This window comes from Pseudomonas sp. Ost2, from assembly GCF_018326065.1.
Classification (GTDB): Bacteria; Pseudomonadota; Gammaproteobacteria; order Pseudomonadales; family Pseudomonadaceae; genus Aquipseudomonas; species Aquipseudomonas gingeri.
Map to the genome: position 1 here is coordinate 5,808,987 of NZ_AP021904.1, position 21,486 is coordinate 5,830,472.

The window sequence follows — 21,486 nt, forward strand, 5'->3', positions numbered from 1 at the left end:
AGCCACTCCTTGTGAACGGATCCCGCGAACGTTGCCCTGTGGCGAGCAGGCGAGCCCCCTCGCCACACGGTCATCCGGCCTATACCAGCCCCAGCCCCGCCAGCAGCATATCGATCAGCTTGATCCCGGCGAACGGCACCAGCACGCCCCCCAGCCCATAGATCAGCAGGTTGCGGTTGAGCAACGCCGCCGCGCCGATGGCCCGGTAGGTCACCCCCTTGAGCGCCAGGGGAATCAGCACCACGATGATCAGCGCGTTGAAGATCACCGCACTGAGAATCGCCGAGTTCGGGCTGCTCAGGTGCATCACATTCAGCGCCGCCAACTGGGGATAAGTCGCCACGAACGCGGCAGGCACAATAGCAAAATACTTCGCCACGTCATTGGCGACGCTGAAGGTGGTCAGCGCGCCCCGGGTCATCAGCATCTGCTTGCCCACCTCGACCACTTCGATCAGCTTGGTCGGGTTGCTGTCCAGGTCGACCATGTTTCCGGCTTCCTTGGCCGCCTGGGTGCCGCTGTTCATCGCCACGGCGACATCGGCCTGGGCCAGTGCCGGGGCATCGTTGGTGCCGTCGCCGGTCATCGCCACCAGCTTGCCCTGGGCCTGGTAGTCGCGGATCAACTGCAACTTGTCTTCCGGGCGGGCTTCGGCGAGAAAATCATCGACCCCGGCCTCCGCCGCAATCGCCGCCGCGGTCAGGTGATTGTCGCCGGTGATCATCACCGTCTTGATACCCATGCGCCGCAGCTCGCAAAAACGCTCCTTGATCCCGCCCTTGACGACATCCTTGAGCTCGATCACTCCCAGGGCCCGCGCGCCCTCGCACACCACCAGCGGCGTGCTGCCCCGCCGCGCGACTTCATCCACCCGGGTTTGCAGTGCCACGGGAAAACCGCCGCCGAGGGCTTCCACATGCCGACGGATCGCATCGGCGGCCCCCTTGCGGATCACCCGCCCATCGGCCAGGTCGACGCCGCTCATGCGGGTCTGCGCGGTAAACGTCACAAAGCTGGCAGCCAGGCGATCGAGATCCGGCTCGGGCAGCTCGAATTTCTGCCGGGCCAAGGCAACGATACTTCGCCCTTCCGGGGTTTCATCGGCCAGGGAAGCCAACTGCGCCGCCAGTGCCACTTCACTGTCCCTGATCCCGGGAGCGGCCAGGAAAGCACTGGCCTGACGGTTGCCCAGGGTGATGGTGCCGGTCTTGTCCAGCAGCAACACGTCCACATCCCCCGCCGCCTCCACCGCCCGCCCCGAGGTGGCGATCACGTTGGCCGCCATCATCCGACTCATGCCCGCCACGCCGATGGCCGACAACAGGCCGCCGATGGTGGTGGGGATCAGGCACACCAGCAATGCCACCAGCACCGTCGCGCTGACGACATTGCCCGTACCGCTCATGCTCACGGCAAAGATCGAATACGGACTGAGGGTGACGATGACCAGCAGGAACAGCGCGGTCAGCCCCACCAGCAGAATGGTCAACGCCACTTCGTTGGGCGTCTTCTGCCGTTTGGCGGACTCGACCATGGAAATCATCCGGTCGAGGAAGGATTCGCCGGGGTTGACGCTGATGCGCACCACCAGCCAGTCCGACAGTACTCGCGTGCCGCCGGTGACCGAGGAGAAATCGCCACCGGCCTCGCGGATCACCGGTGCCGACTCGCCGGTGATCGCGCTTTCGTCCACCGACGCCACGCCCTCGATGACGATGCCGTCCAGCGGCACCAGATCGCCGGCCTCGATCAGCACCACGGCGTCCTTGCGCAGATCGCTGGCCTGCACCGGTAGCCATCTGGCGCCGTGGTGCGGCTGGTTCAGCAACTTGGCCAGGGTCTGGCGCTTCATGCCACGCAAGCTGGCGGCCTGGGCCCGGCTGCGTCCCTCGGCCAGGGCCTCGGCGAAGTTGGCGAAGAGCACGGTGAACCACAGCCACAGGCAGATGCTCAGGATAAAGCCGCTGGAGGCCTCGCCCTGACCGCCCCATGACTGGAACCACAACAGGGTGGTCAACAGACTGCCCAGGTAGACCACGAACATCACCGGGTTCTTCCACTGGGCCTGCGGCAAGAGTTTCCTGAAGGCATCCAGGCCCGCCGCGAGCAGCAGAGCACGGTCGAACAACGGCAAACGGACTTTCATTTCACTCATGGTGGTTCTCTTGTTCACTGACCGCGAGAGGGAGCTGGCGCGATGCCGCCAGGGCGTCCAGCGCCAGGTTGAGTTGCAGCACATTGACCCGTGGCTCGCCCAGCAGGCCGAAGGTGCGCCCGGCGGTATGAGCCCGGACCAGCTTCAGCAGCCCGTCCTCGGGCAACTGCCGCAGGCGGGCAACCCGCCGGGCCTGGATCAGTGCATTGGCGACCGAGATATGCGGGTCCAGGCCGGAGGCCGAGGCCGTGACCGCGTCGACCGGCACCTGGGCCTGCGGGTCCAGGCCATTGAGGCGACGGTAGGCTTCGACCCGCTCCCGGACCGCGTCCAGCAAGCGCTGGCTGATCGGGCCGAGGTTGCTGGCGCCGCTCAGGCCGGCGTTGTACGGCGTGGTGACGGTCTTGGCCGGATCGCTTGGATCGGTGCCCTGAGTCACGCTCGGCCGTGACTGGAAGTACTCCGGGCGATCGAACTGCTGGCCGATCAGCAACGAGCCGACCACCCGTCCGTCACGCTCCAGCAGGCTGCCCCCGGCCTGGAACGGAAACAGCAGGTTGGCCGCCACGGTGGTGACCAGCGGATAGGCCAGGCCGGTCAGCAACATGAAAAACGCCGAGGACACCAGCACCGGCCGCAACAGGCCTCGCAGCAGCGATGGGGTCGCCACCTGCGTTGACGTGGAAATACGCGTTGTCATGGGTTCATCCTCACTTGTAGGTCTGGCCGGAGAGCAGTTGCAGTTGCTCGACGATCGGCCCCAGCGCGAGCGCCGGCAAGAAGGTCAGGCCGCCGACCACCAGCACCACGAACACCACCAGGAACATGAACAGCGGTGTCGCGGTGGGAATGGTCCCGGCACCGGCCGGCGTGCTCTTTTTCATGGCCAGGCAGCCGGCGACCGCCAGCATCGGCAGCATGGTGAAGAAGCGTCCGAGCAGCATTGCCAGGCCGATGGTGGTGTTGAAGAACGGTGTGTTGGCATTCAGCCCGGCGAATGCCGAACCGTTGTTGGCAGTACCGGACGTGTAGGCGTAGAGCACTTCGCTGAAACCGTGGGGGCCGACATTGTTGAGGCTGTCCAGGGTCGCTGGCCAGAGTGCCGCCAGGGCGCTGAAACCGAGGATGCAGATCGGATGCGCGAGCACCGACAGCATCACCAGTTTCATCTCCCGGGCCTCGATGCGCTTGCCGAGGAATTCCGGGGTCCGGCCGATCATCATGCCCACCAGGAACACGGTCAGCAGGGCGTACTGGATCAGGTTGATAAAGCCCACGCCATCGCCGCCGAACACGCAGTTGAGCATCATCTGCGCCATGGGCACGAAGCCGCCCATGGGCATCAGCGAATCATGCATGGCATTGACCGAACCGGTGGTGGCGCCGGTGGTGGTGGCAATGAACAGGCTGGTATCGGCGATACCGAAACGCAGTTCCTTGCCTTCCATGTTGCCGCCACTCTGGAACGCCGACAGCGACTGGTCCGCCCCCAACCGGGTGAGCAAAGGGTTACCGCCCTGCTCGGCACTGAAGACCACCGCCAGGAAACCGATGAACATCACCAGGAAGGTGCCGAAGAAGACCCAGCCCTGGCGACGCCGGACCAGCATGCTACCGAACGCATAGGTCAGCGCCGAGGGAATCAGCAGCATGCTCAGGATATGCAGGGCATTGGTCAGCGGGGTCGGGTTTTCGAACGGATGGGCAGCGTTCATGCCAAAGAAACCACCGCCGTTGGTGCCGATATGCTTGATCGATTCGAAGCTCGCCACCGCACCGACGATCACCTGTTGTCGCGCGCCTTCCAGGGTGCTCGCCAGTGCCTCGGACGACAGGGTCTGGGGCATGCCCTGCCAGACATAGACCAGTGCCATGACCAGGCACAACGGCAGCATCACCCGGTACAGGATGCGGGTGAAGTCCACCCAGTAGTTGCCGATATCCGCCGAGCGGGACCGGCTCAGGCCACGGATGAAACCGGCCGCCGCGACAACGCCGGCGGTGGCGCCGACAAACATCAGGAAGGTGATCACCGCCATCTGGCTGAAGTTGGACAGGCTGGTCTCGCCCGAATAGGCCTGCCAGTTGGTATTGGTGATAAACGAGGCGGCGGTGTTGAACGCCAGGTCCGGGCTCTGGGCAGCCAGGCCCAGCGGGTTGATCGGCATCGTCCCCTGCAGGCGCAACAGCAGGTAGCCGAGCAGCATCATCGCGCCGTTGGACAGCAACAACGCCGAACCGTAGCGGGCCCAGCCCATGGTTTCGCCGGGGTCGACACCGAGCAGCCGATAGGTCGCGCGCTCCGCCCAGCCATGACCGGTGCCGCAGAAGACGCGGGTCAGCCAGCGCCCCATCAATACCGCGAGCCCGGTCATCAACCCGAGGATCAGCGCGTATTCCAGTAATACGGTCAACATGTCGAAGCTCCGTTCAAATCTTGTTCAAGGCGACAATGAACAAGGCTGTCGCGCCGAAAAACACCAGGGTCGTGCCGACGAAAATCAGGTCGTACATGGTCGATGTCCTTGCCCGGTACGGGAGGTGAGGGCTGCGCGGGCAGCCGCTGTCGAAACGTGCGGGTTCATCAGAAGTCTTCTGCGCGGATCAGCGCATAACCCAGGTAGGCGAACAGCCCGACGGCACCGAGCCCGCTGATCAGGTAGATAAGTTTGAGTGTCAACACGATGCTTCCCCTTGCTCAGTCGAAGCGTCCAGGGCGGACGCAGGCGGGGGAATTCCAGGCACCGGACATCGGGTCCGGGCCAGCCTGAATCCCCACCTCCCAGCGTAGGGAAGGCGGTATCAAGGGCGGGCACTGATTGCAGCGGGGAATGTTAAGACGGCGTATAGAAACAACCCGTGCCCTTCCCGCGGGAAGGGCGCGGGACACACAGGATCAGGGCTTGATCGGCAACCAGATCTCGACCTTGCCGGTGCCTTTTTCCGGGTTGAAGTCAGCGCTGTAGCGCTCGAACTCCGGCGCATCGGCGGCCTTGTGGCCGGAGGTGGGCAGCCACTGCTGCCAGATCGCCTCGAAGGTCTGCTTGAGGGTGTCGAGGGATCCCTGGTGCTCGAAAACCGCATAGTGCTGGGGTTGCACTTCCACCCAGCGATACAGGTCGGGCAGGTCGTCCAGCTTGCTGATGGCTACCCCGGCGATGTACTCGAAACCACCCTGGCCGTCTGGATTGCAGCAGATACCGTACGTCTCCTCGCCCACCTGGCCGGGTACATTTCCGATATGCGGTATGAAGGCGTCCCACAGATCGGGGATGGTCCCGGACGTGTCGGCGGTAAAACGCCCGCCCAATCCCGCGATCAATTGAAAGTGACCATGCTCGAAGCGTGGCGGTGACAGTGCGTGGCTAGATGCGTCGTCCATGGGTACTGAGCTCCGTAGGAAAAGTGGTGCGCATCGCAGTATAGAAGCAAAAAATAGGCTGGACAGAGTGCCATCAGCGCCTTTATCTTCAGCGCCGCAGGCCACCGCAGTGGCCGACGTCGCTCGGACGGTTCCGGGCGCTTACGTATTCAGAGGCCACCATGGCAGACCAAGGTTCGCCGCGCCGTTTCTCGCGCATCGATCGACTCCCCCCGTATGTATTCAATATCACTGCCGAGCTGAAGATGGCCGCCCGTCGTCGTGGCGAAGACATCATCGACTTGAGCATGGGCAACCCCGACGGTGCGACTCCGCCGCATATCGTCGAGAAGCTGGTGACCGTCGCCCAGCGCGAAGACACCCATGGCTACTCCACCTCCAAGGGCATCCCACGGCTGCGCCGGGCGATTTCCCACTGGTACAAGGACCGCTACGACGTCGAGATCGACCCGGAAAGCGAAGCCATCGTCACCATCGGTTCGAAAGAGGGCCTGGCGCACCTGATGCTCGCCACCCTCGACCAGGGCGACACCGTGCTGGTGCCCAACCCCAGCTATCCGATTCATATCTACGGCGCGGTGATTGCCGGCGCCCAGGTGCGCTCGGTGCCGCTGGTACCGGGCGTGGACTTCTTCGCCGAGCTGGAGCGGGCCATCCGTGGCTCGATCCCCAAGCCGAAGATGATGATTCTCGGCTTCCCGTCGAACCCGACCGCGCAATGCGTGGAACTGGACTTCTTCGAACGGGTGATCGCCCTGGCCAAGCAGTACGACGTGCTGGTGATCCACGACCTGGCCTACGCCGACATCGTCTACGATGGCTGGAAAGCCCCGTCGATCATGCAGGTGCCGGGGGCCAAGGACATCGCGGTGGAGTTCTTCACCCTGTCCAAGAGCTACAACATGGCGGGCTGGCGGATCGGCTTCATGGTCGGCAACCCCGAGCTGGTCAGCGCCCTGGCGCGGATCAAGAGCTACCACGACTATGGCACCTTCACCCCGCTGCAAGTGGCGGCCATCGCCGCGCTGGAAGGCGATCAACAGTGCGTGCGGGATATCGCCGAACAGTATCGGCAGCGCCGCAATGTGCTGGTCAAGGGCCTGCACGAGCTGGGCTGGATGGTCGAGAATCCGAAGGCGTCGATGTATGTCTGGGCGAAGATTCCCGAGGCCTATGCACACCTGGGATCGCTGGAGTTTGCCAAGAAGCTGCTGGCCGAGGCCAAGGTCTGCGTCTCGCCGGGTGTCGGTTTCGGCGAATACGGCGATGATCATGTGCGCTTTGCCCTGATCGAGAACCAGGACCGGATCCGCCAGGCCGTGCGCGGTATCCGCGCGATGTTCCGGGCTGATGGCCTGGTGAAGAAAGCCGAAGGCTGAGTTTGCCCTTTCTCCGAGGGAGCAGACTCATGTGGGAGCGGGCTTGCCCGCGAAGCTTCTGATGGCCTCAAGGCCTTCTTCGCGGGCAAGCCCGCTCCCACAATCGGCCACCCGCTCCATTGGCCGGGTGATCAGACCACCAGCGACAGCAGCATGATGAAGCCCAGGCCCACCACCGACAGGATGGTTTCCATCGCGGTCCAGGTCTTGAAGGTCTCGGCCACGGTCATGTTGAAATACTGCTTCACCAGCCAGAATCCCGCATCGTTGACGTGAGACAGGATCAACGAGCCCGCCCCTGTTGCCAGCACCAGCAGTTCACGATTGACCCCGGGAATCAGGTCCACCACCGGCATCACGATACCGGCCCCGGTGATGGTCGCCACCGTCGCCGACCCCGTCGCGACGCGAATCACCGCCGCCACCAGCCAGGCCAGCAGGATCGGCGAGATCTGCGCATTTACCGCGATATGGCCGATCACGTCGCCCACGCCGCTGGTCACCAGCATCTGCTTGAAACCACCGCCGGCGCCAATGATCAGAATGATCGCCGCCGTAGGCGCCAGGCTCGCGTCCAGCAATTTGAGGATGCGTTTGGAATCCATGCCCTGGCGCTTGCCGAAGGTGTACAGCGCCAGCAGCAAGGCCAGCAGCAGGGCGCTGATCGGGTGGCCGATCATGTCCATCCAGATACGGAAGAAATGCCCGTCCGGCAGGGCGATATCGGCAAAGGTCTTGAGCAGCATCAGGAACACCGGCAGCAACACGGTGACCAGGGTCACGCTGAAGCTCGGCAGGCTGCTGGATTCCGGCTCGCGGGCCAGTTGGTCGACCAGTTCCTGGTTCGGGTTGCCCGGAATGTACCTGGCGATAAAAGAGCCGTAGATCGGACCGGCAATGATGGCGGTCGGCAGGGCGACGATCAGGCCGTAGAGGATGGTCTTGCCGATATCGGCGTTGAACACGCCGATCGCCAGCAGCGGCCCCGGATGCGGCGGCACCAGGCCATGCACCGCGGACAGGCCGGCCAGCAACGGAATGCCGATCTTGATCAACGACACACCGGTGCGCCGCGCGACGATGAACACCAGCGGGATCAGCAGCACGAAGCCGATTTCGAAGAACAGCGGAATCCCCACCAGGAACGCCGCGAACATCATCGCCCACTGCACCCGCTCCTTGCCGAAGGCGCGGATCAGGGTCTGGGCGATCTGGTCGGCGCCCCCCGAGTCGGACATCATCTTGCCGAGCATCGTCCCCAGCGCGAGGATGATTCCGACAAACCCGAGCACCCCGCCGAAACCGTCCTGGAAGGCCTTGATGATCTTGTCCGCCGGCATGCCCGAGGTCAGGCCGAGGAACGCCGAGGCAATGATCAGGGCAATGAAGGGGTGGGTCTTGAAGCGGGTGATCAGCACGATCAGCCCGATAATGGTGACCACTGCATCCAGGAGCAGATAGGTCTCGTGGGACAATCCAAACATAAGGTGTCTCCTGCTTGTTGTTTTTATCGTATTCGTGAGTGAAGGACAGCTTTCAGGACAGCGCTATCTTTTCCAGCCAGCATTTTTTATCCGGTAATCAGGCCGTGCGCTCCAGGCCATGGGCCTGCCACCAGCGACTGGCCGATTGCGCCAGTTGCGCCACTTCCCGGGTCGCATCGAGCGCCAGGGTCAGCGGTTCGCCCACCGGCGACTCAAGGGCGGCGAACTGGCTGTCGATCAGGGTCCCCGGCATGAAATGACCGGGACGATGATTGACCCGCTCGGCGGCGACAGCCGGGGTCAGTTCGAGAAACACGAAGCCCAGGCCCGGCACGGCGCCGCGCAGGCGTTCGCGGTAGCGCAGCTTCAGCGCCGAACAGGTCAGTACCGGGCGCTGGCCGGCGGCCACGGCACGCCGCAGTTCGTCGCACAGGCTGTCGAGCCAGCCGGCACGGTCTTCATCGGTGAGGGGAGTGCCGGCGCTCATCTTGGCGATGTTCGCGGCGGGGTGAAAACTGTCGCCTTCGATCAGGGTGGCCGCGCTGAGCTGGCAGATAGCCTCGCCCACGCTGGATTTGCCGCAACCGGAAACACCCATGATAACCAGGGCAGTGATGGGTTGACTCATGTAACACCTCAGCACGCAGACAGCGCTGTCTTTGCCAGAGCTTTCAATATTGCAAAAGCAAAGCACAAAACACGCGTCGCCGACGCCTTCTTGTCATTTTTATGGGTTGCCGCGGTCAAGCTTTCCAACAGGACCAGGCGAGTTCAGGCAAACCGCGCCCGGGCATTTGCAGGCCCGTCGAGACAGCGCTACCTTAGTGCCTCGAATTTTGTTTGGCAAGCCGTCCGATGACCTCGACCAAGAACGACAAGAATCCCCGTACCACGGGACGTCCCACCCTCAATGAAGTCGCGCGCCTCGCCGGTGTCAGCCCGATCACCGCGTCCCGGGCCCTGCGCGGGATCAGCAGCGTGGCCACGGAACTGGTGGAAAAAGTCCGACGGGCGGCCGATGAGCTGAACTACGTGGTCAATCCGGCGGCCCGCGCCCTGGCCTCGGCCCAGAGCCATTCGGTGGTGGTACTGGTGCCGTCGCTGTCCAACCTGCTGTTCATCGATACCCTCGAAGCCATCCACAAGGTCCTGCGGCCCCGCGGCTTCGAAGTGCTGATCGGCAACTACCACTATTCCCGCGACGAAGAAGAAAACCTGCTGCGCAACTACATGGCCTACCAGCCCCGTGGCCTGCTGCTGACCGGCTTCGACCGCTCGGAAAGCGCCCGGCGGATGATCGAGGCGAGCAATGTGCCGTGCGTGTACATGATGGACCTGGACCCTGGCGCCGGCGTGAACTGCGTCGGTTTCTCCCAGCAGAGCGCCGGGGCCACGGCCGCCGAGCACCTGATCTCCCGTGGTCGGCGACGCCTGGCCTATATCGGCGCGCAACTCGACCAGCGCACCCTGCTGCGCGGCGAAGGCTTCCGCCGGGCGCTGCAGGCGGCCGGGCTCTACGACCCGGACCTGGAACTGCTGACGCCGCGTCCGTCGTCGGTGGGCCTGGGTGGCGAACTGTTCCTGCAATTGATGAGCAGCCATCCACAGGTCGACGCGATCTTCTTCGGCAACGACGACCTGGCCCAGGGCGCCTTGCTCGAAGCCATGCGCTGCGGCATCAAGGTGCCGGAACAAGTGGCGGTGCTGGGCTTCAACGACCTGCCCGGCTCGGCCTTCATGGTGCCGCGCCTGAGCAGCATCCGCACCCCGCGCGAAGCCATCGGCCAGCGCGCGGCCGAGCAGATGCTCAACCTGATGGCCGGTAATCCCGTGCCCCAGCCAGTGGTGGACATGGGCTTCGAATTGATGGTGCGCGAGAGCAGTTGAGACTCACCAAGGGCTGGCCGACGGTCGGTCAGCCCTCCCCCGGCCACTGCCCCCACGATACCTCTGGCCTGACTCGTGATCGCACGGGGAGCCGCAGGTCCGGCGATACCGTACAAGGCCGGGGATTTTCAGGCAGGGTTCGGACAATGGTCTACTGTGAGTATTCACCGAACCGTCATCTCCCTGTCAGAGTTCCTACTAGGAAGTCAGTATGAATCCGCTCAGAGTCCTGCTTACAGGCGCCTGTGGCCGTATTGGCAAGACCTTTTTCCTGGCTGCGCAGAACCGCTATGACTTTGTCCTCGCCGACCGCCACCAACCGGACTTTGCCATCGGCGAGCATCGTTTCGTCCGCCTCGACCTGGACGACAAGGACGAGGTAGGCGCGCTGGTCGAGGGTATCGACGTGGTGGTGCACCTGGCAGGCATTCCCTACGCGGACTCTTCCTTCGAAGAACTGCTGCCCAACAACATCATGGCCACCACCTACCTCCTGGAAGCCGCCGCCAGGGCCAGGTGCAAGCGCGTGGTGTTCGCCAGCAGCGCGCAGGCCATCGAAGGTTACGCGCAGGATCGCCAGGTCACCCCGGGCATGCCGGTGATGCCCGCCAACCTGTATGGCGTGAGCAAATGTTATGGCGAGGCCTTGTGTGCGTTCTATGCCACCCGTCGGGGCCTGTCGACCATCGCCCTGCGCATCGGCGCCTTCGAGTTCCCCGACAGCCAGGACCTGCACGACGTCGACCTGAACACCTGGCTCAGCCCGCGCGATGCCGTGCAACTGCTGCAACGGGCCATTGAAGTGGAGGACGTCCAGCACCTGGTGGCCCACGGCATTTCCGACAACCGCTTCAGGCGCCTGGACCTGAGCGAGACCACCCGGGTCCTGGGCTATCAACCGCTGGACGACAGCTTCCAGACCTTCGCTATCCCCGTACCCGTGCAGGCACTCCACCGCTGAAGAGCGATTCGGCCATCCGCCGCGACGGATGGCCGCCCCTTCAGAGAGAGTTGACGTACACCGACTTGGACACCAGGTACGGTTCCAGGGCCTCCGGTCCGCCTTCGGAGCCGTAGCCCGAATCCTTCACGCCACCGAACGGCATCTCGGCCCAGGGCGTCATCGCCTGGTTGATCCACAACATGCCGGACTCGACCCGCTGGGTCAGGCGATGCACGTTGGCGAACGAACGCGTGAAGGCGTAGGCGGCCAGGCCATACGGCAGCCTGTTGGCTTCAAGAATGGCCTCGTCGAGCGAATCGAATCCGCGAATGGCGGCAACGGGACCGAAGGGTTCGTTGTTGAACACATCGGCGTCGAGAGGAACATCCGCCAGTACGGTCGGCGCGAAGAAGTTACCCGTGGTGCCGATCCGCTCGCCGCCGGTCTCCAGGCGTGCCCCGCTGGCCAGCGCACTCTCGACCACCCGGCCCATCGCGGTCAGGCGACGGCTGTTGGCCAGGGCGCCCAGGGTGGTATCCGCCTCGAGACCGTTGCCGACGTTCAGGCCCTGCGCATACCGGACCATCTCCCGGGTGAATTCGGCGCGGATGCTGTTGTGCACCAGGAAACGCGTCGGCGAGATGCACACCTGCCCGGCATTGCGGAACTTCGCGCCGGCCATGGCCTTGACCGCCGCCGTCACGTCCGCGTCCTCGGCAATGATCACCGGCGCATGCCCGCCCAGTTCCATGGTGGCGCGTTTCATATGCTGGCCGGCGAGCGCCGCCAGGTGCTTGCCCACGGGGGTCGAACCGGTAAAGGTCACCTTGCGGATCACCGGGTGCGCGATCAGGTAGGACGAGATCTGCGCCGGGTCGCCGAAAACCAGCCCGACCACACCGGCCGGCACGCCGGCGTCGACAAAGGCCTGCAACAATGCCGCCGGCGATGCCGGGGTTTCCTCGGGGGCCTTGACCAGGAAGGAGCAGCCGGTTGCCAGGGCGGCGCTGAGCTTGCGCACCACCTGGTTGACCGGGAAGTTCCACGGCGTGAAGGCCGCGACCGGGCCGACCGGTTCGCGCACCACCGTCTGCTGCACGGCCAGGTTGCGCGACGGGACGACGCGACCGTAGACCCGCCGCCCTTCGTCGGCGAACCACTCGATGATGTCCGCGGCGGAATTCACTTCCACACGCGACTCGGCGAGCGGCTTGCCCTGCTCCTGGGTCATCAGTTGCGCGATGGTTTCGGCCCGCTCGCGAACCAGCGCCGCGGCCTTGCGCATGATCAGCGCGCGCTCGTTGGCCGGGACCCAGCGCCAGTTGTCAAAACCACGCTGGGCAGCCGCCAGGGCGAGATCGAGATCGGCGATGTCGGCATGGGCGACCTTGCCGATCACCAGGCCGGTGGCCGGATTCAGCACGTCGAGGGTCTTGCCGCTGCGGGCATCGCACCACACGCCGTCGATCAGGAGCCGGGTGTTCACGTAGCTTGCGTTTGTCATCAGTACTCTCCAGTTCAGATGGCCAATTCAGATGGCTGCATCGAGGGGTCATGGCGTCAGAACACCGACCAGTGCAATCACTATCGGGCCGGACTGCAAATGAAATTTCCCGCCGCCCGAGCGGCAAGCACGGCGGCAAGGGTTTTCCGCTTGCCGGCCAGGGACTGCAGGTCTGTATCGGCCAGAGCGCGACAGACCGGGCTTTGTAGCAATCGGCATACAAATTGCTCGTAGCCGAGGGTATTCTCAAACCCAGGTGTTTATCCCATGTTGGTCAATGCCCGCAACCAGACTCACGCGATCCAGCCGTCGAACCGTTCCGACCTGGATCCGACCACCGCCGCCAATAACGCGCTTTCCAGCGGTTTTGTGCAAAGCGCCCAGGCCGCCGCCGGCCTTACCTCGGCCCCGGCCGCCCAGAACGCCGCCAACAAGGCGGCCGACAAGGTGGCCGATAACGTCAACGCCGCGTTCGCCAAGACCCGCGTACACCTCCAGGCCAAGGTGCCGGATGTGGCCGCTGCCGCGACCATGACCGCCACCCCGCCGACCACCCGCACCGCACCCACTGCCACCAGTAATGACAGTGATGCGATGAAGGAATTCAAGGATTACATGAGCAAGTCGCCGGTCGAGCGCCTGCGCGAACAGATGCTCAAGGAACAGGGGCTGACCGAGGAAAGCTTCAACGCCTTGCCACCGGAACAGCAGCAGGCGATCAACAACAAGATTGCCGAGCGCATCAAGGAACAGTTCAGCGCCCAGACCGACAAGAACAGCCCGAACCCGGTCGACAAGCAGGCTGCCAGCGCGTTCCTGGCGACCAACAACTAACCGCGGGAGCGGGTTGATGTGGGAGCGGGCCTGCGTGGGAGCGGGCGTGCCCGTGAAGAGGCCCTCGAGAGCGGCAAAAGCCTCGGGGGCTAGCCCCCTCCCACACAGACTCAGGGCAACTGCAATGTCGCGTTGATCTGGCTGATCGCATCCACCACATGCTTGGAGCCCTGCTGGATTTCCAGGATCGCTTCCCCCGCCTCGTTCGCCAGTTCCACTCCGCGCCCCGTTCGACTCAGGCTCGACTGCATGCTGCTCACCGCGCTGTGGGACAGTTCGTGGTTCTTGCTGACCACCGCGACGATCTCCAGCGTCGCCTGGCTGGTGCGCGCCGCCAGGCTGCGTACCTCGTCGGCCACTACAGCGAAACCGCGTCCGTGCTCACCGGCCCGCGCCGCCTCGATCGCCGCATTGAGGGCCAGCAGGTTGGTCTGGTCGGCGATGCCGCGAATGGTCTGGACGATGGTGCCGATGATGTCGGACTGACGGTTCACCGCATCGATGCTTTCGGCGGCGTCATTCAGGTTGCGGGAAATCTCCTGGATGATTTCCACCGTCTGCTGCACCACCTGGGACCCCTTCTGGGCACAGGCGTCGTTCTGTACGGAAGTGCTGTGCGCCGACTCCGCCGCCGATTGCAGGCTGATCACCTGGGAGGTGATATCGCTGGCGAACTTCACCACCTTGTACAGACGGCCCTTGGAATCGAAGATCGGGTTGTAGGAGGCTTCCAGGTACACCGTATGCCCATGCTTGTCGACGCGCTCGAAACGCCGCGAATGATATTCGCCGCGATTGAGCGACGCCCAGAAGGCCTTGTAGCCCTGGGACTCGCTCTCGCTGCGATGGCAGAACATACTGTGGTGCTGGCCCACCACTTCGTTGAGCGAGTAGTGCATGGTCTTGAGGAAGTTCTCGTTGGCGGTGATCACCCGGCCGTCCGGGCTGAACTCGATCAACGCCATGGAACGTCCCAGTGCATTGACGATGCTCTGGTTCTCATGTTCGTAGTGAATGCGTTGGGTAATATCCGACGCCACCTTGATCACACTTTCTACCTGCCGGTCGGCATTGATCACCGGCATGTAACTGGCCTCCAGCCAGACTTCCCGGCCATTCTTGTCGAGCCGCAGGAAGGTCCCGCTCAGCGGCTCGCCACGGGCCAGGTCGCGCCAGAAGCGGGCGTAGTCCTCGCTCTTGGCAAAGTCCTCTTCGCAGAAGATCCGATGATGTTTGCCACGGATCTCATCCGCCGAATAGCCCATGACCTTGCAGAAGTTTGCATTGGCTTCGAGGATATGACCGTCTGGCGTGAACTCGATCATGGCCATGGAACGACCAATCGCCGCCAACTTGGCGTTGGCCTCGGACAGCGCGCAGGAAAAGCGTTGAATTTCCAGCAGGTCGGACTTGCGATGAGAATCAAACATGGCTCAAATCCCTTTAGCACTGTCGAAAGACACTCGGAGTTGATAACTTCGCTTCAGTAAACACGCTCTTTATCGCCAAACCACCTGACAGGCACACTCCCACCGCCCGGGGGCAGTAACAGAGCATTGAACGATGTTTGATCCGGGTATCCCTGGGTATCGTTCTCATCAAGCTATCCGTGACTCAACGTCCTGATTGCACAGGCAATCTTCCTCAGAACAACAGCTTGTCGTTTATGCAGGACATAAACATGGCTACTTGGGGGACAGTAATAAGCACGCGTTTGATGGCATTCCTCATACAATCCTGCCCAAGAGCATAGACAGCCGCGGGCCGGATGCAAGCCAATCGCCAGCTACTCCTGCCGGCAACAGTACCGAGACATTACCGAGGGTGATTCAACCCAGCATATCGAACAACGCCGTCACCGCCGCCGAGTTCGTGCCGGCCACCGAAGCCACCAGCGCGAACCGGCGCTCGACGGGGGTTTCCAGACGCAGGATGCGCAGCCCCTTGCGCTCCTTCGGCAAGGTCAGCTCCGGCACCAGGCTCACCCCGAGGTTCTCCCGCACCAGGGCAAAGGCGCTGTTCCACTCGCGGACTTCAACCCTTATATCTTCGAGCCGCAGGCCGGTTTCAGCGGCAATACTGCGCGCATTGACCGTGCAGCCGCCGGTGGCCAGCACAAAGGGTTCGGCGACCAGCTCCGCCAGACTGACACACCCGTCGACACCACGCGCCGCCAGGTGATGCTCGATGGAAACCACCGCGACCCAGCTGTCGCGTCCCAACTCGCGGGCCGCCCGCCCCGGCTCGGGGTTGAGCACGACGCCGACGTCCACCAGTTCACTGGCGAGCATGCTCTCCACCTCATGATCACTGACCTCCAGCGCGACCAACTCGATACCGGGGTGGCGCTGGCGAAAGCGCCGCAACAGCGGCGGCAGCAACGTGCTCAGGACCATGGGAAAACTCGCCAGGCGCAGGGTGCCGTGGGTCAGCCCCCGGGCCCTGTCGACCTGCTGGCGAATCTTCTGCAGCGACCCGAGCATCAGTCGCGCCTCTTCCAGCACCTGCAGGCCGACAGCCGTGGGCACGGCCTGCCGCGCTTCGCGCACGAACAGTTGCGCGCCCAGCCCCTCCTCCATCGCGGCCAGGGCCTGACTGGCCGCCGACTGGGTCATGCCGACCTGCTCGGCGGCACGGCTGATGGTGCCGGTATCGAGGACCGCCACCAGCAGGCGCCAGTGCATCAGGTTCATCATGCCAGTAGCTGCCCTTATGGTTGGTTTATGAAGTATTAATTATACCGGGAGCCAGGGCCAATACGAGAATGCGGGCCCCCATCCCGTCCGCCCTGGAGTCCTCCTTCATGAAGTTGTACTACGCCCCCGAAACCTGTTCGCTGTCACCGCATATCGTGCTGCGCGAACTCGGCCTGCCGTTCGAACTGGTACGGGTCGACAACCGCAGCAAACTCACCGAGCACGGTGACGACTTCCTCGCCATCAATCCCAAGGGGTATGTCGCGGCGCTACAACTGGACAACGGCCAGGTGCTGACCGAAGGCGGCGCCATCGTGCAGTTTCTCGCCGACCTCAAGCCCGACGCCGGGCTGGCGCCGGCCAATGGCAGCTGGCAGCGGGTGCGCCTGCAGGAATGGCTGAACTTCCTCGGCAGCGAGGTCCACGGGACCATGGGCCCACTGTTCAATCCGGCGATCCCCGACGAGGTCAAGGCGATCTTCCGGGCGCGTCTGTTCCAGCGTTTCGCCCTGCTGGAAAACACCCTGGCACGCCAGGACTATCTGCTCGATGACGGCTTCAGCGTGGCGGATATCTACCTGTTCACCGTGATGCGCTGGAACCGCTTCTTCGACATCGACCTGCTGCCCTGGCCGGCGCTGGGCCGCTTCATGGTGCGGATCGGCGCGCGAGCCGCGGTGAAGGCCGCGCTGGAAATCGAGCAGGCCGCCTGACGATCAGCCGACGATCTCCGGCCAGCCGCGGGTCTCGATCAGCGCCAGCAACGCCTGTACGTCCCAGGCCCCCGGCCGATCCCGATCCAGCCGGGGCACCTGGCTGCGCACCGCCTGGTAGATCGAGGCACTGCCCTGCCCCAGCCGCCGTTCTCCACGCAAGTCGACCGCCTGGGCGGCGGCAATCAGTTCGATCGCCGCCTGGGTCTGCAGCAGTCGGGTCAGCTCGCGGGTTTTCTCGATCACCGCCAGGGCCTGGCCGGCGTAGTCTTCCACCCGGTCGGCCACCGGAATGCATACCGCCGGCATCGGATTGGCCAGATGGCCGATCTGCGCCACCAGGGCCGCCGAGGTCCGTTGCAACGCCGCCAGGCCGACATGCCCCGGTGTCTCGATCAGGAAGCGCGGCAGTTCGCTGGAACCCGGCGACAGCAGCTTGGCCAGGCGCTCCGCGGAGCACACCGCCAGTCGGCTGAACGCCAACCCCAGCCCTTCGCTCGCCAACGCCAGATGGGTGCTGTCGAAGTTGGCGTTGGCCAGCACCTGTCCCTCTTCGACAATCAACGCCGGGTTGTCGGCCCCGCTCGCCAGCTCCATCGACAGCGTTTCACGCAGTTGCTCCCAGGCGTGTCGGGCAGCGCCCTGGACCACGCCGCCACAACGAAAGCTCAAGGGATCCTGCAAGCGTCTGGCCGATTGCGGCTGCTCCAGTTCCCCCCCCTTGAGCAGCGCCAGCAACGCAGCGCATTGCCGCGCGTGCCCACTGGCCGGATGCAGTCGCGCCGCCCACGGCTGGAACGGACTGAGGTTGGCCCGGTAGCCTTCACAGGACAACGCCAGCGCCGCCAGCAGCGAATCCAGGGCCCGGTCGGCCTCTGCCAGCAGCAAGGTCCCGAGGCCGACACTGGCGGCATTGGCCGAGACCAGCGCCAGGCCGTCCTTGCCGGACAGCCGCGCGACGGGCAAACCACTGCGGGCCAGGGCCTGCGCCGCCGGCAAACGCTGCCCCTGCCATTGCACCCAACCCTCGCCCAGCAAGCCCAGGCTCAGGTGCGCCAGGGGCGCGAGATCGCTTTCGCCCAGCGATCCGGTCAGGGGTATCTCCGGGCAGATATCGGCATTGAGCAACGCCAGCAGCGCCTGCGCCGTCTCCAGGGAAATCCCAGAACGGCCCTGGGCCAGTCCGGCCAGGCGGGCACAGGCGATCGCCCGTACTTCCTCGCGACTGGCCAGGCGCCCGACACCCACCGCGCGGCCCAGCGGGATCCGCTGCTGCACCGCCGGATCATCCGCCAGCAGACGGATATCCACTGCCGCGCCAAGGCCCGTGGTGACCCCATAGATCGCCTCGCCCGCCTCGGCCCGGGCCAGCAGCAAGCCGTGGGCCGCAGCGATCCGTTGCCGCGCCTGGACGCTGAACCGCAGCGGTGCGCCGTCCCGCGCCACCCGCAACAGCGCCTGTGGGGACAGCCCCTGGCCGTCGAGCTCGATCGTCGTCATGCGAAGCGCAGCCGCTGGCCGATCCCCAGGCGCGCGGCCTTCTGCAACAAGGCGTGGCCCAGGGCGATATCGCTCAGGCTCAAGCCGCGGTGCCAGAACAGAATGCGCTCCTCGGGGCTCTGCCGACCGCTCTTCAAGCCGGCGACGATCTGCCCCAGTTCGGCATGCAGGGTCTGCTCGCTGAGCTTGCCCGCTTCCACGTGGGCCCGCAGCGAACCGAACATCCCGCCCTTGCATTGGCCCCAGTCGTCGACCACCAGCTTGGCCATGATATCGGTCAGCGACAGCTCCACCGCGCTCATGGTGCCGTAGGGCACGACAAAGGCGCCGGGCGCGATCCACTCGGTATGCAGCAACGGTTGCGGCTGGTCCAGGCGCGAGGCCTCGACCACGATATCGGCGCCACGCACCGTGCTCTCCCAGTCATGGGTCACGATGACCGGCTTGCCCAGGTCGCGGCGCAGCTTCTCGGCAAAGGCCTCGCGGCTTTCCTCCCGGCGCGAATGCACGCGTATTTCGTCGAAGTCGAACAGGTGATCGAGCAGCCGCACGTTCCAGTAGGCGGTGCCCCGCGCGCCGATATGACCGAGGATCTTGCTGTCGGGCCGGGCCAGGTACTTGGCGCCGATGGCCGTCACCGCGCCGGTGCGCATATCGGTGATCGCCGAAGCGTCGAGAATCGCCTTCGGCACGCCGGTGGCCGGGTCCAGCAGGTTGAGAATCGCCAGCTCCGACGGCAGTCCCTGGCGATAGTTGTCGACGAAGTCGCCGACCACCTTGACCCCGGCATAGCCGATATCACCGCCCAGCACGCCGCGCAGGACGTTGAAATGGCCGTTGATCCCGCCTCCGGGAATCAGGTGCGTGCGTGGCTCGATCACCGCTTCGCCGCGCCCCTGGATAGCCAGGCTGGCTTCAATGGCGGCGAGGATCTCGTCATTGCCCAGATCCAGGGCTGCGATATCCAGCCCGTTGAGAAAGTCGATATAAACAGGTTGCATGGAAGGTGGTTTCCTCTGCGTGGCTCAGTCGGCCTTGAAGACAATCTGCTGCACCTTGATCGCCTTTGGGATCAGGTGATTGGCAAAGAACAGATCGGCGGTGCGTTGCTGGGTATCGATGGTGGACTGGTCGATGGTCTGCAGCGGCGCCCGCGAGCGATGCTCGAAATAGCGCTCGACCACCGCCCGTTGCAGGCCGAGGGCCTGGGTCATCAGGTCGATGCTTTGCTGCGGCTGGTCGAAAGACAGCCGCTGGGCCTGGCCAAGGGCCTTGAGCACCGGCGCGATGCTCTGCGGGTGCTGGCGAGCGAAGGCACCGCTGGCGATATACAGCGTACCGCTGGGGTTGAGGTCCTGGCCGTCGCTGAGCAGACGCGCGCTGCCGTCCAGCAGTGCCGCCGAGTAGTAAGGGTCCCAGATCACCCAGGCATCGAGCTTGCCCTGCTCGAAGGCCGCCCGGGCATCCGCCGGCGACAGGTAGGCGAGGTTCACGTCGCTCAGTTGCAGGCCCGCCTTGATCAGGCTCTTGAGAAACAGATTGTGAGCGCTGGAGCCCTTGAGCAAGGCGACACGCTTGCCCTTGAGGTCCGCCACGCCGCGCACCGTGCTGGCCGCCGGCACGATGATCGCGTCGGTCTTGCCGTTGGCCGGCTCGACACCGATATACAGCAGGTCGATACCCGCGACCTGGGCAAAGATCGGCGGGATATCGCCGATATTGCCCACATCGACGCTACCGCCGTTGACGGCCTCGATCATCTGCGGCCCGCCGGGAAACTCGATCCATTGCACCTGCGTGCCAGGCAGGGCCTGTTCCAGCAGTTTGTGCTCGCGAGCCAGGACCATGCTCACCGAACTCTTCTGGTAACCGACCCGCAAGGTCGCGGGGTCGCCGGCCTGGGCCAGGCCGGTCACCAGGCCGAGGATCGCTGACAGCCAGATACGCTTGATCATCACAGGTTCGCCTTCACACGTTCGGCCACCGCGGCCGGTACCCACTGGCTCCAGACCTGGGGTTGCTCACGCAGGAAGGCTTGTGCCACCAGGCGTGGTTCCAGGCGCTTCTCGCTCATCTGCGCCAGGGTGCGGTTCAGCAGGTCGATGGGCAGGTCGACTTTCTCGAAGACCCCGACCAGTTCCGGGTATTGCTGCTTGAACGCGGCGGAGACACCGATTGCCAGGTGCGCCGGCATCGAGCGGGTGCCACGCGGGTGCGGGTTGTTGGCATCGGCCAGGGTTTTCCAGGCTTCGGCATCGAACGGCGGCTCTTCCAGTTTCACCAGGTTGAAACGCCCCAGCAGCGGGGTTGGCGACCAGTAGTAGAACAGCACCGGCTTGCCGCGCTTGACCGAGGAGCTGACTTCGGCGTCCAGTGCCGCGCCGGAGCCGGTGCGGAAATTGACGAAGCTGTCGGTCAGGCCATAGGCCTTGAGCTTCTGGCTGTTGACGATTTCCGAGGTCCAGCCGGTGGGGCTGTTGAGGAAGCGGCCGCGGGACGGGTCCTCGGGGTCGGCGAAGACATCCTTGTAGCGCGGCAGGTCGGCCACCGACTTGAGTTCCGGCGCCAGTGGCTTGATGCCCCGTGCCGGGTCGCCCTTGATCACGTATTCCGGGACCCACCAGCCTTCGGTGGCGCCCTTGACGGTATCGCCGAGGCCGAACACCTTGCCTTCGCTTTCGGCCTTGACCCAGGCCGGGCTGCGGCCGGCCCATTCCTCGCCGATCACCTGGATATCGTTCTTGGCCAGGGCGGCTTCGAGGCTCACGGTGCTGCCGGGCAAGGTATCGGTCGGATAACCGTAACCTTTCTCGACGATCAGCCGCAGGACCTCGGTGATCAGGCTGCCGCTTTCCCAGGTGATGTCACCGAAATGGATCGGTGCCGGCTTGTCGGCGGCGGGCGCCTGTTGGGCCAGCAGGCCCAGGGCCAGTAGCGAGCCGCCGAGCAGGGTCTTGATGGATGTCATGGTCACCTCGTGGTGGTTTGGTTTTCATGTTGGGTGAAGCA

The 21,486-nt window shown here is 64.4% G+C and carries 19 protein-coding genes; 5 read left to right on the forward strand and 14 right to left on the reverse strand.

Translation table 11 applies throughout. The annotated features are described in order from the left end of the window. Window positions 1–79: 79 nt before the first annotated feature. The 5 genes from kdpB to KI243_RS25650 form a co-directional block, all read right to left on the reverse strand. Window positions 80–2,146, reverse strand: a complete 2,067-nt coding sequence (gene kdpB / locus KI243_RS25630; RefSeq protein WP_103032990.1) for a potassium-transporting ATPase subunit KdpB — start codon at window positions 2,144–2,146, stop codon at window positions 80–82. Between the two features lies 1 nt (window position 2,147). Further along, entirely contained in the window at window positions 2,148–2,855 is a 708-nt protein-coding gene (gene kdpC, locus KI243_RS25635; RefSeq protein ID WP_212810051.1) for a potassium-transporting ATPase subunit KdpC, read from the reverse strand. A 10-nt stretch (window positions 2,856–2,865) separates the two neighbouring features. Continuing rightward, window positions 2,866–4,572: a potassium-transporting ATPase subunit KdpA gene (kdpA, locus tag KI243_RS25640; RefSeq protein ID WP_017126189.1), complete on the reverse strand. Its 1,707-nt coding sequence runs from the start codon at window positions 4,570–4,572 to the stop codon at window positions 2,866–2,868. A 167-nt stretch (window positions 4,573–4,739) separates the two neighbouring features. Continuing rightward, window positions 4,740–4,838 carry a K(+)-transporting ATPase subunit F gene (kdpF, locus tag KI243_RS25645; RefSeq protein WP_017126190.1) on the reverse strand — a complete coding sequence of 33 codons (99 nt, stop codon included), beginning with the start codon at window positions 4,836–4,838 and terminating at the stop codon, window positions 4,740–4,742. Window positions 4,839–5,051: 213 nt separating this feature from the next. Next, window positions 5,052–5,537 (reverse strand): GyrI-like domain-containing protein, encoded by a 486-nt coding sequence (locus tag KI243_RS25650; protein WP_042935304.1) that lies wholly within the window; start codon window positions 5,535–5,537, stop codon window positions 5,052–5,054. 161 nt (window positions 5,538–5,698) lie between these two features. Between KI243_RS25650 and alaC the strand changes: the two genes are divergently transcribed. Beyond that, window positions 5,699–6,916 (forward strand): alanine transaminase, encoded by a 1,218-nt coding sequence (gene alaC, locus KI243_RS25655; RefSeq protein ID WP_177107812.1) that lies wholly within the window; start codon window positions 5,699–5,701, stop codon window positions 6,914–6,916. A 131-nt stretch (window positions 6,917–7,047) separates the two neighbouring features. Here the strand turns inward: alaC and KI243_RS25660 are convergent, their stop codons facing one another. Next, window positions 7,048–8,400 (reverse strand): GntP family permease, encoded by a 1,353-nt coding sequence (locus tag KI243_RS25660; RefSeq protein ID WP_017126193.1) that lies wholly within the window; start codon window positions 8,398–8,400, stop codon window positions 7,048–7,050. A gap of 97 nt (window positions 8,401–8,497) precedes the next feature. Then, window positions 8,498–9,028, reverse strand: coding sequence for a gluconokinase (locus KI243_RS25665; RefSeq protein ID WP_017126194.1), 531 nt, complete (start codon window positions 9,026–9,028; stop codon window positions 8,498–8,500). A 227-nt stretch (window positions 9,029–9,255) separates the two neighbouring features. Between KI243_RS25665 and KI243_RS25670 the strand changes: the two genes are divergently transcribed. Continuing rightward, window positions 9,256–10,287, forward strand: a complete 1,032-nt coding sequence (locus tag KI243_RS25670; RefSeq protein WP_017126195.1) for a LacI family DNA-binding transcriptional regulator — start codon at window positions 9,256–9,258, stop codon at window positions 10,285–10,287. 211 nt (window positions 10,288–10,498) lie between these two features. Continuing rightward, on the forward strand, window positions 10,499–11,248 hold the full coding sequence (locus KI243_RS25675; RefSeq protein WP_017126196.1) for an NAD(P)-dependent oxidoreductase: 750 nt from the start codon (window positions 10,499–10,501) through the stop codon (window positions 11,246–11,248). Between the two features lie 40 nt (window positions 11,249–11,288). Here the strand turns inward: KI243_RS25675 and KI243_RS25680 are convergent, their stop codons facing one another. After that, window positions 11,289–12,734: an NAD-dependent succinate-semialdehyde dehydrogenase gene (locus tag KI243_RS25680; RefSeq protein ID WP_017126197.1), complete on the reverse strand. Its 1,446-nt coding sequence runs from the start codon at window positions 12,732–12,734 to the stop codon at window positions 11,289–11,291. Between the two features lie 267 nt (window positions 12,735–13,001). On the opposite strand from KI243_RS25680, the gene KI243_RS25685 reads away from it, so the two are divergent. After that, window positions 13,002–13,568 carry a hypothetical protein gene (locus KI243_RS25685; RefSeq protein WP_017126198.1) on the forward strand — a complete coding sequence of 189 codons (567 nt, stop codon included), beginning with the start codon at window positions 13,002–13,004 and terminating at the stop codon, window positions 13,566–13,568. A gap of 110 nt (window positions 13,569–13,678) precedes the next feature. Here the strand turns inward: KI243_RS25685 and KI243_RS33130 are convergent, their stop codons facing one another. Further along, entirely contained in the window at window positions 13,679–14,998 is a 1,320-nt protein-coding gene (locus KI243_RS33130) for a PAS domain-containing methyl-accepting chemotaxis protein (RefSeq protein ID WP_017126199.1), read from the reverse strand. A 399-nt stretch (window positions 14,999–15,397) separates the two neighbouring features. Then, a complete protein-coding gene (locus tag KI243_RS25695; RefSeq protein ID WP_177119288.1) occupies window positions 15,398–16,264 on the reverse strand; it encodes a LysR family transcriptional regulator in 867 nt (288 codons plus the stop codon). 107 nt (window positions 16,265–16,371) lie between these two features. Between KI243_RS25695 and gstA the strand changes: the two genes are divergently transcribed. Continuing rightward, on the forward strand, window positions 16,372–16,977 hold the full coding sequence (gstA, locus tag KI243_RS25700; RefSeq protein ID WP_177119289.1) for a glutathione transferase GstA: 606 nt from the start codon (window positions 16,372–16,374) through the stop codon (window positions 16,975–16,977). A gap of 3 nt (window positions 16,978–16,980) precedes the next feature. Here gstA and KI243_RS25705 read toward each other — a convergent pair whose 3' ends face one another. The 4 genes from KI243_RS25705 to KI243_RS25720 are packed head-to-tail and all read right to left on the reverse strand — an operon-like array spanning window position 16,981 to window position 21,445. Continuing rightward, window positions 16,981–18,477 (reverse strand): aromatic amino acid lyase, encoded by a 1,497-nt coding sequence (locus KI243_RS25705; RefSeq protein ID WP_017126203.1) that lies wholly within the window; start codon window positions 18,475–18,477, stop codon window positions 16,981–16,983. Next, window positions 18,474–19,478, reverse strand: coding sequence for an ornithine cyclodeaminase family protein (locus tag KI243_RS25710; protein ID WP_017126204.1), 1,005 nt, complete (start codon window positions 19,476–19,478; stop codon window positions 18,474–18,476). The genes KI243_RS25705 and KI243_RS25710 overlap by 4 nt, the downstream gene beginning before the upstream one ends. Window positions 19,479–19,502: 24 nt before the next feature. Continuing rightward, window positions 19,503–20,432, reverse strand: coding sequence for an aliphatic sulfonate ABC transporter substrate-binding protein (locus KI243_RS25715; RefSeq protein WP_017126205.1), 930 nt, complete (start codon window positions 20,430–20,432; stop codon window positions 19,503–19,505). Next, a complete protein-coding gene (locus KI243_RS25720) occupies window positions 20,432–21,445 on the reverse strand; it encodes an ABC transporter substrate-binding protein (RefSeq protein ID WP_017126206.1) in 1,014 nt (337 codons plus the stop codon). Before KI243_RS25720 ends, KI243_RS25715 begins: the two co-directional genes overlap by 1 nt. Window positions 21,446–21,486 lie beyond the last annotated feature (41 nt).

Excerpts from the sequence above, each read along its gene's own strand:
- KI243_RS25710 (WP_017126204.1), bottom strand. The coding sequence starts at position 19,478 with ATGCAACCTGTTTATATCGACTTTCTCAACGGGCTGGATATCGCAGCC.
- KI243_RS25715 (WP_017126205.1), bottom strand. The coding sequence starts at position 20,432 with ATGATCAAGCGTATCTGGCTGTCAGCGATCCTCGGCCTGGTGACCGGC.
- kdpA (WP_017126189.1), bottom strand. The coding sequence starts at position 4,572 with ATGTTGACCGTATTACTGGAATACGCGCTGATCCTCGGGTTGATGACC.
- alaC (WP_177107812.1), top strand. The coding sequence starts at position 5,699 with ATGGCAGACCAAGGTTCGCCGCGCCGTTTCTCGCGCATCGATCGACTC.
- gstA (WP_177119289.1), top strand. The coding sequence starts at position 16,372 with ATGAAGTTGTACTACGCCCCCGAAACCTGTTCGCTGTCACCGCATATC.
- kdpB (WP_103032990.1), bottom strand. The coding sequence starts at position 2,146 with ATGAAAGTCCGTTTGCCGTTGTTCGACCGTGCTCTGCTGCTCGCGGCG.
- KI243_RS33130 (WP_017126199.1), bottom strand. The coding sequence starts at position 14,998 with ATGTTTGATTCTCATCGCAAGTCCGACCTGCTGGAAATTCAACGCTTT.
- KI243_RS25675 (WP_017126196.1), top strand. The coding sequence starts at position 10,499 with ATGAATCCGCTCAGAGTCCTGCTTACAGGCGCCTGTGGCCGTATTGGC.
- KI243_RS25720 (WP_017126206.1), bottom strand. The coding sequence starts at position 21,445 with ATGACATCCATCAAGACCCTGCTCGGCGGCTCGCTACTGGCCCTGGGC.
- KI243_RS25670 (WP_017126195.1), top strand. The coding sequence starts at position 9,256 with ATGACCTCGACCAAGAACGACAAGAATCCCCGTACCACGGGACGTCCC.
- KI243_RS25665 (WP_017126194.1), bottom strand. The coding sequence starts at position 9,028 with ATGAGTCAACCCATCACTGCCCTGGTTATCATGGGTGTTTCCGGTTGC.
- KI243_RS25685 (WP_017126198.1), top strand. The coding sequence starts at position 13,002 with ATGTTGGTCAATGCCCGCAACCAGACTCACGCGATCCAGCCGTCGAAC.
- KI243_RS25650 (WP_042935304.1), bottom strand. The coding sequence starts at position 5,537 with ATGGACGACGCATCTAGCCACGCACTGTCACCGCCACGCTTCGAGCAT.
- KI243_RS25660 (WP_017126193.1), bottom strand. The coding sequence starts at position 8,400 with ATGTTTGGATTGTCCCACGAGACCTATCTGCTCCTGGATGCAGTGGTC.
- KI243_RS25680 (WP_017126197.1), bottom strand. The coding sequence starts at position 12,734 with ATGACAAACGCAAGCTACGTGAACACCCGGCTCCTGATCGACGGCGTG.
- kdpC (WP_212810051.1), bottom strand. The coding sequence starts at position 2,855 with ATGACAACGCGTATTTCCACGTCAACGCAGGTGGCGACCCCATCGCTG.
- KI243_RS25705 (WP_017126203.1), bottom strand. The coding sequence starts at position 18,477 with ATGACGACGATCGAGCTCGACGGCCAGGGGCTGTCCCCACAGGCGCTG.
- KI243_RS25695 (WP_177119288.1), bottom strand. The coding sequence starts at position 16,264 with ATGATGAACCTGATGCACTGGCGCCTGCTGGTGGCGGTCCTCGATACC.